General features: G+C 38.5%; 10 protein-coding genes. All 10 read right to left on the reverse strand.

What is annotated here, in order from left to right; genetic code table 11:
* Positions 1-37: 37 nt before the first annotated feature.
* A complete protein-coding gene (locus tag Q0594_RS00945) occupies positions 38-1,918 on the reverse strand; it encodes an acyltransferase family protein (RefSeq protein ID WP_298729131.1) in 1,881 nt (626 codons plus the stop codon).
* Between the two features lie 242 nt (positions 1,919-2,160).
* Positions 2,161-2,967 carry a ferredoxin reductase gene (locus Q0594_RS00950; RefSeq protein ID WP_298729132.1) on the reverse strand — a complete coding sequence of 269 codons (807 nt, stop codon included), beginning with the start codon at positions 2,965-2,967 and terminating at the stop codon, positions 2,161-2,163.
* Between the two features lie 8 nt (positions 2,968-2,975).
* A complete protein-coding gene (locus tag Q0594_RS00955) occupies positions 2,976-3,299 on the reverse strand; it encodes a hypothetical protein (protein ID WP_298729133.1) in 324 nt (107 codons plus the stop codon).
* A gap of 103 nt (positions 3,300-3,402) precedes the next feature.
* The gene (locus Q0594_RS00960; protein WP_298729134.1) at positions 3,403-3,990 is read right to left on the reverse strand and encodes a TetR/AcrR family transcriptional regulator; all 588 of its coding nucleotides are present in this window, start codon (positions 3,988-3,990) and stop codon (positions 3,403-3,405) included.
* 738 nt (positions 3,991-4,728) lie between these two features.
* Positions 4,729-6,000: an NAD(P)H-dependent oxidoreductase gene (locus Q0594_RS00965; RefSeq protein WP_298729135.1), complete on the reverse strand. Its 1,272-nt coding sequence runs from the start codon at positions 5,998-6,000 to the stop codon at positions 4,729-4,731.
* Between the two features lie 16 nt (positions 6,001-6,016).
* The gene (locus tag Q0594_RS00970) at positions 6,017-6,631 is read right to left on the reverse strand and encodes an NADPH-dependent FMN reductase (RefSeq protein ID WP_298729136.1); all 615 of its coding nucleotides are present in this window, start codon (positions 6,629-6,631) and stop codon (positions 6,017-6,019) included.
* Entirely contained in the window at positions 6,624-7,550 is a 927-nt protein-coding gene (locus tag Q0594_RS00975; protein ID WP_298729141.1) for an FAD:protein FMN transferase, read from the reverse strand. Before Q0594_RS00975 ends, Q0594_RS00970 begins: the two co-directional genes overlap by 8 nt.
* Before the next feature lie 651 nt (positions 7,551-8,201).
* Entirely contained in the window at positions 8,202-8,531 is a 330-nt protein-coding gene (locus Q0594_RS00980; protein WP_298729137.1) for a zinc ribbon domain-containing protein YjdM, read from the reverse strand.
* A 31-nt stretch (positions 8,532-8,562) separates the two neighbouring features.
* Positions 8,563-9,804: a U32 family peptidase gene (locus Q0594_RS00985; protein ID WP_298729138.1), complete on the reverse strand. Its 1,242-nt coding sequence runs from the start codon at positions 9,802-9,804 to the stop codon at positions 8,563-8,565.
* Between the two features lie 11 nt (positions 9,805-9,815).
* Positions 9,816-10,736: a peptidase U32 family protein gene (locus tag Q0594_RS00990; RefSeq protein ID WP_298729139.1), complete on the reverse strand. Its 921-nt coding sequence runs from the start codon at positions 10,734-10,736 to the stop codon at positions 9,816-9,818.
* Between the last annotated feature and the right edge of the window lie 188 nt (positions 10,737-10,924).

Genomic DNA, 10,924 nt, shown 5'->3' on the forward strand with positions numbered 1-10,924 from the left:
AAATAAAAAAGACGACCCCTTTGAGTCGTCTCCATCATTATTGTAATTTCAATTTCACGATTTCTTGCAAGATTAAGTTCGCCATCTCGGCTGCTCCAGTATCATTTGGATGAATTTCATCCTCAAAGAGCAACTCTTTCGTACGTCCCCTCGCATAGGTTCCCCAGTCGATTAAATGCACATTTGGATACCGTTCAGCGGCTGCTTTCAGCTGATCGTTTACTTCTTTAGCCCATTTAATCTCATAGCCTGCCGTTACTAAGAAAATGTCACGGTTGCCTGCTGCTTGAATGAGAGAATCGATTTGCGCACTTGCAAAGGCTCCGTTTGAACCGAGTACAAATACGACCGTTTGAGATAATCTTCCTTGTTGCACTAGTTTTTGAACGACAGGAGTACTGTAGTACAATTGACGTCCCACTTCACCGTCCACATAAGCATTTGGAAAGACTTCTCTTAATTTATTGGCGGAAGCTAAGAGAACGGAATCTCCTACAAAGGTGATTGGCGTTTGTCGAACTTGTTGTTCTATATTGGCCTTTACCTCCGAATTTACAGTTGTGACAGCTTCCGTAGTAGGTTCCACGGTTGTTTCTTGAAGCAGTTCCTGATTTTTGCGAATCTTTTCTTCAACTTCATGAACCACACTGGTTTGGTCTTTTTCCTGAGCAAATCCAATTCCTGCTAAGCCAGCAAAGACCAGATACACTAATGAAAAAGCAATTCCGAAGTGTTTCAACCCTTTTGGAAGGTTGGATTTCATATACGCCGTTAACTGATACGGACTATGTGCTTGTCCAATCGGAAGTGGAATCCGTTCTTTTTCAAATAATTGATAAGTGATTTCAGCTAGTACAATTATCGTAATCCATTGAATCAAAACATTCAACCAGTAATCTTCAACCCCCCGTAAAAAGGATGGCAAGATTAAGTGAATCGGATAAAACCATAAGTAATAAGAGAAACTTCTTTTTCCAAAGAAAGTAAAGCCTTTAAAACTGATGATATAGTGAAACCATACGCCTTCACGAATGGCAAAGGAAACCAGTAGTGTCATGACAATGGAAGATACTAGCATAATCATGTAATACACTTCCGCTTGCATCCCATTGAAGGTCACAAGCATCCAAATGAGTGCTCCCATACCAATGATGCTGCCAATATTCAAGTTCCCCTTATTCGAATGGTCTTCTGGGATTAAGAGTTGCCCTTCATGAATATAGCTTAGTAAAGCGCCTAAAGTGAATGAGAACAGTCGAGTTGACACAAGATAGTACACATGCGATGGATCTTGTTCCCACCAATATAAAGCTACCATCCCCACTGCTGATGCAATCGTTAGAAATGCTAACAGTGCGAACTCTTGCATTCGCAGAAAGTTCATCTTCTTCATCAGTCTTCTCAGCAAGAATCCAACAATTAATAATTGGACATATAACGAAACGTACCAAAGATGGACAAAAGGACTTGGATTAGCGGACTGCACAAAATACGATTGTTGACTAAAAATCTGATAATCGTTATTGACAAAGAACAGTGCAGATAGCGCCATTCCTCTAATATTGGATAACATTTGTGGTGCGATTAAAAAGAGGAGTGCTACGGTCGTGATAATCATAAAGAGCATCGGGAAAAACATTCTTTTTAGACTCTTCCATGAGAATCTCTCTTGGTAATTTTCAGCAAAGGTCTTCTTATTCTGTCTAAAGGTTAAATAACCCCCAACTACAAGAAAACCATTTACCGCCAAAAAGCCCCCAGGCAATAAATGTTGAAAATAGTAATATAAAATAATTGCAAGTATAAAAAAACCTTTCAAGCCATCTAAAGCTGCACTCCTCTTCCGTTTTTGTTTTTCAGGAGGATGCGGATGCGCATTTGACTTAGAAAGTCCCGTTTGATAATTTGAAGTCTCCATTGAAATTCTCCATTCATTATGTTCGTCATCATTATATCTCAAAACCGCTACATTTGGATACTATAAACTTTACATTTTTATTACTTTTGAGAAAATCATTTCCAATTGTTTCCGTGGGAAAAACAGAGTTCAAATTTGTCTCTAAAATCAAAAAAACTAGGAAAAAATGCCTAGTTTTTTCATTTATAATAAAATATGTCACTCTAAAATCAAGATGTAATTTAACCCAATGGAGATAGCTGCTATTTCAACCCTTTAAAAGCATCTACTTTAATCTTCTTGCTATCAATCCCTTTTTCTTCAAGGAACTTCTTCATCATTTCCACATCATCAGGTTGACCAGATAAGAGATATGTGGCCTTATTTCCATACTTTTCTGCTGCATTTTTAAGGCTGTCTTGACTTTTAGAAAAGCTAGAAGTTGTTTCATAGGTCAAATTTGTTTCTTTTTTTGATAAATTTGCTATTTCTTCATTAAAAATAAGAACCCCTTTATCCAAGTGACTGATAATAATATCCCGTTTTCCAGCCCACTCTTTGATAATTGGCCGTATTGCTGCAATGCCAACGTCAGAAGCAAAAATAACAAGTGGTTCTTTGCCATCTGAAACAGATAAATTAGAGTAAAGCCAGCTCATCTCGAGTTTACTTCCTGCTTGCAAATTAGTCAATGTTTTTTTATAGAAACTACCACTATTGTGTGTCAAAATGAATATTTCATTCTCATTAGGGTTAGAAGCTATTGTCAGCCAGCCACTATTTTGTTTGTTTTTATCATTGCTCATTGAAGCACTGGATATTACGTCGGTAGTTTCTTGAGCGTTCTCCTTAACATCATGTAATGTAAATTGAGCATAAGATCCAGCTTCCCATGTCACATTGTCAGGTTTCGTCAAACGTATTAAGTAAAGGTCGTCATTGAAATTTTCAATGGATTTAACCGACAAAGTTTGATTCCGTCCAAGATAGGTAATCGCACCCCAAGTAATAAGGCACAGTGCCACCAGAATAGATATAATAATTATCACCATTTTTTTACCTCTTTTCATTATTTCCCTCATTTCCAAAATTTAAAAGATACCCAAAAAGCCAGTGCGATAGTAGGAATAAAACCAATCACTTTGATAACAAAATCGGTATCCGGCAAGCTGTATATATAAATCATGATAGTCACTGCTGCCAACCAAATGCCTGCAATTTGTAAAATAGCAGGTAATCCGGTAATCATACATAACCCTATCGCTAACAAAATTATGCCTCCAGTAGCAAAGCTCATGAAATCAGGGCTGGATAAATCAATTGACTGTAGCATAGCTCCCAATATAATGACCAAAATACCAATAACGGCGACAGAAATTCCTGCAATACTCCATTCATTCATTTTTTTACCTCGTGTTTGTTCATAATAATATCTCTTTTATATTCTTGAATGAATAAATTTTAAATTCATTCATTTTCTCTTAAAAAATAAAGAAATCAATTCTTTATTTTTTTAAAATGCCCTTTACAAAATAAGTTGCAAGTATTTCAACTGTTTTACTGACACCCGGAAAATCATTTTCTGTAATGTGCATATCCATATAGTAAAACAGATTGTAAACTTGTAAGATTTCTTGAATTCTTTCTTGTGAATATCCTTCATTCTCGATTCGATTGGTAAATGTCTCCTCTAAAAACTGATGAAATGAATTTGAAATTTTGCCTTCTTCCGAAGAATAATAATGATGCAACTCATTAGAAATCATAGGATTGTACCATTCCGAAAGAATTTTATTGGAAGAAATATAACTTCGTGACGTTCTAAAAATCTGACTGACAAGTTCGACCATATCCATTTCCCAATCAATTTCGTTTATCATTGCTTGACGTACACGATTATTCTCATCTACATAAACATCTAAAAAAATAGCTTCTTTACTGTCATAATAGTTATAGAAAGAACCGACTGCCACACCAGCTTGTTTGGCAATTTCTGAAATTCCTGTTGTCTTATAGCCTGTTTTAGAGAAGATATCATGGGCAGCTGCCTTTAAAGCCTGTTTTTTATCCAATTTAACAGATCTCCTTTCCATTGTGAATGAATATTTTTTTTATTCATTCACAATGTATCATATTGCATGTTGCCTGTCAACATAATAAGAAAATAAAAGACTTTAAATTAGCAAGCACCTCACTTTGCAGTCTTACAATTTTCCCTCATTCTTTCCAAGCGTCAAATCAAACTACGATCCCTGAATTGCATGAGTCTGTGTGCCAAGATATTAGAAAGTTCCACGCTTTTCTTACTGTCCTTTAATACTTTATATTCCTTCTAATTTTTCATTTTCCTGTTCTATAAACATCAGTCATACAGTTTTCAAATTGCAGTGTATGTTCTCTACCATCTTTGGGAAAAGTGAATTTTCGTTTTTATAGAAATTTAGAAATAAGTGGAACAGCAAGCATAGGAAAGGGTTCTTACCTTTGTGTGTTTTCCTGCATACAATTTCAAGAATCAGGTCAAGAATTTCATCAATACGATTATGGTCAAGTCCTGATTGGCTTCTACTTCGTAACATAAGCATGAAAAAAGCGGTGTTCTTATACTTCCTTTAACAGAAGCGAAAGAGCACCACTTTTACGATTCCCTATTTAATTTTGATTCCCACAACATGCCTTTTATGTCTGTGATAAAGTACTTCTATCTGAAGAGTTTTTACAGCATATCAAGGCTTTTTTCTCAAAAGTAGTAAATTCAATCCACTCTCTTGTAAATATTCTCTTATTTCAAGGGATTTGAGGGTTAATTATTAAAGTTTGCATTTAAACTCTTAATGTTCTGAAGCACCGCTTGTTGCGTCTACTGCTTGTGCTTGAGCTGGAGCTGAATGCCCGCTATCTGAAGCGCCACTTGTCGCATCTGCTGCAGGAGCAGGAGCTGAGTGTCCGCTATTTGAAGCGCCGCTTGTTGCGTCAGCTACAGGAGCTGCCCCATTTGCGCTTACTAAACGTTGGCCAGTTGTTTGTAAGTACCAATCTAACCATGGTTTGAAGTCAAATACGATTTCGTTAATTCCAGCATAAGAACCATCAGGATAGTACATCGCTTGATAGTTGTGTACATTGATGATTTCTGGTGGAGTGTTTGGAACGATTGTACGGAAGTAATCCACGTTTCCTGCACGTAAGTTCGCAATGAGGTATTCCACATTTTTGAATGTACGTGGTGGGTGAACAGTTCCTAAACGGTTACCAGATTGAGATGGCACACGTGGAGCCAACATTTTGTTTGCTGGTTTGTTGAAGTTATAGTACAAGAATTGGTTGTTGTCATCGGCATATGTTACTTCAAATGGTAAAGCTTTTAAGAACATATCGATTTGGTCAACCGTTAATAAACCGTGGTCTAGGCGAACATAGTCGTTTCCTTGAGCAGCACCAACGATTTCACTTGCTTTTTCAACCCATTCTGGATCATCTGGATCTACCCCTTGAACAGTTGTAGAAATTGGGTTTGTGCAGTGTAAATCTTCTGGCGGTGTTGGTAATGGTTTACGTAACACTTTTACAACCTCCACATATTTCACGAAGTTTTCTAAGCATGAACGTAAGAAAGCTACAGTTCCTTCGCTCTTAATATTTCCTTCTTCGTCAAATGCTTCTTTTGCTTTTCCTAATAAGAATTCGTTCCCTGGTAGTACATACGCATTTACCCCTGGAGCATCCAAGATTTTACGTAAATGCACTTGCGCACGTGAAGTACCTTGGTCATAGTGAGAAGCTCCCATGATCATAACTGGTTTGTTTTCGAATGGGTGTAAATTGAATGACATCCATTCTAATGTGCTCTTCAATGCAGCTGTAATTGTGTGGTTGTGTTCCGGTGTTGCGATAATCACACCATCTGCACGAATTAATTTGTTGTACATGTATTGTACTGGGAAGCTCTTAGATTGATCTTCGTCTTGATTGAACATTGGAATATCTTTAATTTCTAAGATTTCAAACTCGAATAAGTCACTGAATTTCTTTTCGATAAATTGTAATAATAAACGGTTATGCGAAAATTCCGCATTTGATCCTACGATACCAATAATTTTCATTTTCTACTGTCACTCCTTATTTTTTAGAACTGTCCCATGAGAAGTTTTTCGCTTCTTTTTCACGAGCTTCGTTTGCACGAACTAATTGTCCTGTAATTTCAATGAATAATAAGTAATCTGCGAAAATCTTTTCTAATTTTTCAACAGTTGCTGCATCTTTTAAGTTGCCTTCTTCGTCGAATGCTTGTAGGGCGTGACCTAATAAGAATTCATCACTTGGTAAAACGCGTGCTTTAATTTCTGGTGCGTCTAAGATTTGACGTAATTGACTTTGTGCACGTGAAGAACCTAATGTTCCGTAAGATGCTCCTGTAATCATGACAGGTTTGTTTAATAATGGGTAGATACCATAAGATAACCATGCTAAAGCGTTCATTAATACAGCTGGACATGAGTGGTCATATTCTGGTGTACTAATGATTACTCCGTCCGCTGCAGCGATTTTATCTGCAATTTCTTGTGCTTCTTGAGGCACTACTTTAGGAGTTGGTTTGTTGAACATTGGTAAGTCTTTAATTTCGACTAGTTCAATTTCCGCCTGTTCTGAAAAATGTTTTTGAATGTATTGTAATAGTTGACGGTTTGTTGATTTTTTAGAGTTTGTTCCGACTAAACCGATTAATTTAACCATTTGAGTACTTCCTTTCGAGTAATTGAATCTTTGAAGCAAGTCCTGATGTGTAGAAGATACGATCATCTTCTAAAATCAACACAGCTTCGATGTTAGGGTGTTGTTCCACTTCGAATAAGATTTCGTGTGCTTTTTTCCCAAAAAGTCGCGTTGTCCAGATTTCACAATCGACCGATTGCTTAGAAACAATAGTGAGACTACTCACATCCGTTTCGGCAGGATATCCCGTTTGCGGGTCGAATATATGATGGTATTTCTTCCCATCTACTTCCAGTACCCGCTCATAGACACCCGATGTCACAATCGACTCCTCATGAATCGGAAGAAGCGCTAGATTTTCTCCTCGTAGAAGTTTTGGATTTTGGATTCCAATCCACCAATTTCCATCTTCATGATGAATAGCTCTCCCTAGCGTGAGAACATTCCCACCCAGGTTAATGAGCGCGGAGGTCACTCCATGCTCTTTCAACTGTTCCATCACCAGGTCTGCAATATAGCCTTTTGCAATACACCCAAGGTCAATCCGCATTCCTTCTTCTTGCAGAAAAATCGTCTGATTCTCTTCATCTAAAACGACTTTTGTTGCATCGGTGAGTTGTAGTTTGGCTTGAATCTCTTCATCTGTTGGTACTCTTGCATCGCTGAAACCTACTCGCCAAGTTTGCACCACCGGACCAATCAAAATATTCATCCGACTCCCCGCAGCCAAACTATTCTCCAGTCCCAATTTCACTAAATGAAAAATCTCTGGATGGACACTAACTGCATGTTTCCCAGCTGCCAAGTTTACCGCCATCAATTCTGAAGTTGGGTCATTCGCGCTAAAACGATGCTCATATCGCTTCAATTGCTCGAACACTTCGCCCACTAAACTCTCGCCTTCTGGATGCGCAATTTTCAATTCGATGACGGTTCCCATCAATCGAATGGTACCTGTATGATACTGTTCCAAGCGTCCATTTCTCCTACGTTTTATTTGTGATAAAAAGCACACAATAGTGTATACTAAAAGCGTTTTCTACCCCTTTATTGTGAATTTACCATATTGAGCATTCAATTTCAAGAAACAACTTTTAAAAAATAACTAAAAGACATCACATTCCTTGATATCATGCCTTTTTCACTATTTATTAAATTTCATTGACAAAATTCTTTTTCAAAAAAGAGCCCCTCTAGTACCTATCCACATTTGTTCATCACCGCACTTATAGAGCATTCGGTCTCTTTTCATTGTAAAGTAGATAATAGAACCTTGCGCTTTCACGAAAGTCTCTAAAACTGAGAATGAACACACTCTTCCAAATCCTTCTCTTACTGTAAAGCAAGAAACTTAATTTGAGCTTATAAAGAGTGTTAGGTTCCTCGAGGGACTACAGCAAAAGCCCTTTGGATTCTATAATAACAACAATAGCGACTAGTAACCGATGCGAATTAGATTCTCTTGAAAATTGATTTTCTAGAGAATCTTTGAGGCTCGGTAGGCGTAAGACCTAGGCTTACGCCGGTACAGCTGTTGTCGTTATTATGAAGATATCCAAAGGGCTTGAATGTAGCCCCTACGGGACTCCCATTAAATCTTTTTAACAAACTCAGATTTAAGTTTCATTGCGCCGAAGCCATCTATCTTACAATCGATATTATGATCGCCTTCCACAATACGAATATTCTTCACACGTGTCCCTTGCTTAATATCTTTTGGGGCGCCTTTTACTTTTAAGTCTTTGATGACTGTAACAGTATCGCCGTCTTGTAATTTATTTCCATTCGCATCGACAGCTACAGGACCTTCTTCTACTTCTGAACCTGGTTCCCATTCATACGCACACTCAGGGCATACTAATAATACACCATCTTCGTATGTGTATTCTGAACCACATTTAGGGCAATTTGGTAATGACATTTACATTCCTTCTTTCTATTCAACATTCATCTTAACGACGTTTACGAATCATATCTAACGGTTTTACTGGTTCCGTTACTTTCATTTTACAAATCATCATGGCATGAGGAGCTGCTTCGATTTCTTCCCCATTTTCATCCCACAACTGAGTTAATACTTCTTCGTGATGACGCATTCCAGGTCCGTAGAACTCGATTTGGTCTCCGACTTTGAAGTTGTTCCGTTGTTGGACGGTAGCCATTTGTGTTTCAGGGTCATATTCCAATACTTGTCCAACGAACGCATATTGAGGAATTTGACGGCGTGGTCCAAATAATTGCTCATGTTCGGTTGGCACTTGGTAATAGAACCCAGTCGCTAACTCACGTTGGGCTGCTTTCCATAACTCGTCAATCCATTCTTGTTTACATACATAGTTATCTGGATCTTCGCAGTAAGAATCCACCGCTGCACGATAAACATTTGATACCGTAGAAACATAGTGAATGGACTTCATACGTCCTTCAATCTTCAAACTGTCTACACCAGCTTCAATTAAATCTGGCAAGTTTTGAATCATCGCTAGGTCAACGGCACTCATGGAGAATTTCTCTTCGATTCCTTCTTCACCCGCACCAACCATATTCTTTTCTCCCGCAAATGGCATATCAAACAGACCGTATTTCCAACGACAAGACTGTGCACAGCCTCCACGGTTAGCATCACGATGCACCATGTGGTTTGATAATACGCAACGTCCTGAGTAAGAAATACACATAGCACCGTGGATAAAGGCTTCGATTTCTACATCCACTTTTTCTTGCATTTCTTTGATTTCATCCATTGATACTTCACGCGCTAATACGACACGTTCTAATCCCTCATCTTTCCAGAAGTTGAGGGTTTCGTAGTTGGCTGCTGAAGATTGTGTTGATAAATGGATCGGTAATCCTGGCGCTTCTGACGCACAAATATCCATTAAGGCCATGTCACTGATGATGGCTGCATCGATTCCGATGTCACGAACCGTGCGGAAGAATTCTCCCGCTCCTTTTTCGTCCCCTTCATGCGTAACCATGTTGGCTGCGATATATACTTTTGCGTTATGTGCATGGGCAAAATCAACGGCTTCTTTCATTTCCGCAAAGTCGAAGTTTCCCGCACGGCTACGAAGTCCGTACGCTTCCCCACCAAGGAAAACCGCATCTGCTCCGTACAAAATAGCTGTTTTTAATTTTTCAAGAGTACCCGCTGGAGCAAGTACTTCAGGTTTTTTCAATATCTTTCTTCCCATTTGACTCTCTCCTATTTCACATCTTCTGGATTTAATAAGTAAAATCCTGCTTCAAGACCACGAACCTCTGGATGAAGGGCACGCACTTGTAATTCAAGACTGGCACTCTTTTCAGTAGTCCATGTGCCTGCTTCGATTTCATTGCGAGCATTCACAAATAATTTCGCCACTTCGACAAAGTTTTCCCCAGGAGCAAGCACTCCGTCTAGCTTCCATTGCGGGATACCCATTTCTGTTAGCTCTAACAAATAGGGTGCTAGAGACACGTCGTTATTCGCGAAAATATGCGTTCCATTCATATCTTCGTAGATGGAATAGTGAGAATCATCATCGGCAGGTTCTGACACAAACAGGCCACGACGTTTTTCAACCGATTCTTTTTTCTCAATATAATTGAAATAGTTGCTTAAAAGTGGACGTTTTGAATGATGAATACAAGTTGCACCATAAACAAGAACCTCAATTGGAATGTCTACACCTGCTGCCAAGATTTTCATCTCTTCACGAGGAATTTCACGCGCAATGACCGCACCAACGGCACCACGTTTTCCCCAGAAGTTGATTTGACGACTACTTGTTACTAATACGGCCGCATCATAACGATACGGAATCGAATACTCAGGATTTTTCATAATTTGAACCACTCCTGGATCTCCTACCGCAATGTTATCCACACCAATTTCCTTTAAAAAGGTTAAATATTCCGGAACGAGCGCAATTCCTTCATTGTGGAAAATCGCGTTTACCGCAACACTCGCTTTTTTCCCATATTGGTGCGCCAATTCTGTTAATTCTTTTTGTTCCTCACGTGTAAACGACATTGGAAGGCGAAGTCCAAATTGGTCTTCCCCAAAATAAATCGTATCCACGCCTGCTTCAAGCAAATCTTTTGCTTGTTGGATCGATTCAACTGTTGCAATCAGCTCTATCATCCAAAGGCCCCCTTTGCTTTCTTTAAAATTTATACTTATCTAGAGTAGCACAAAACAACTGAATTTTCTATTGTTAAAATATAAACAACACTTCCTGATTTTTTATCCATAAAAAATCCACCCCACTAAATATGTGAAGTGCACCCCAAAAGTTAGACACAAAATCTAACTTTTGGGGTGTTTTTATT

The organism is uncultured Granulicatella sp. (genome assembly GCF_938030755.1).
Taxonomy (GTDB): domain Bacteria; phylum Bacillota; class Bacilli; order Lactobacillales; family Aerococcaceae; genus Granulicatella.

Excerpts from the sequence above, each read along its gene's own strand:
- Q0594_RS00945 (WP_298729131.1), bottom strand. The coding sequence starts at position 1,918 with ATGGAGACTTCAAATTATCAAACGGGACTTTCTAAGTCAAATGCGCAT.
- Q0594_RS00950 (WP_298729132.1), bottom strand. The coding sequence starts at position 2,967 with ATGAAAAGAGGTAAAAAAATGGTGATAATTATTATATCTATTCTGGTG.
- Q0594_RS00955 (WP_298729133.1), bottom strand. The coding sequence starts at position 3,299 with ATGAATGAATGGAGTATTGCAGGAATTTCTGTCGCCGTTATTGGTATT.
- Q0594_RS00960 (WP_298729134.1), bottom strand. The coding sequence starts at position 3,990 with ATGGAAAGGAGATCTGTTAAATTGGATAAAAAACAGGCTTTAAAGGCA.
- Q0594_RS00965 (WP_298729135.1), bottom strand. The coding sequence starts at position 6,000 with ATGAAAATTATTGGTATCGTAGGATCAAATGCGGAATTTTCGCATAAC.
- Q0594_RS00970 (WP_298729136.1), bottom strand. The coding sequence starts at position 6,631 with ATGGTTAAATTAATCGGTTTAGTCGGAACAAACTCTAAAAAATCAACA.
- Q0594_RS00975 (WP_298729141.1), bottom strand. The coding sequence starts at position 7,550 with ATGGGAACCGTCATCGAATTGAAAATTGCGCATCCAGAAGGCGAGAGT.
- Q0594_RS00980 (WP_298729137.1), bottom strand. The coding sequence starts at position 8,531 with ATGTCATTACCAAATTGCCCTAAATGTGGTTCAGAATACACATACGAA.
- Q0594_RS00985 (WP_298729138.1), bottom strand. The coding sequence starts at position 9,804 with ATGGGAAGAAAGATATTGAAAAAACCTGAAGTACTTGCTCCAGCGGGT.
- Q0594_RS00990 (WP_298729139.1), bottom strand. The coding sequence starts at position 10,736 with ATGATAGAGCTGATTGCAACAGTTGAATCGATCCAACAAGCAAAAGAT.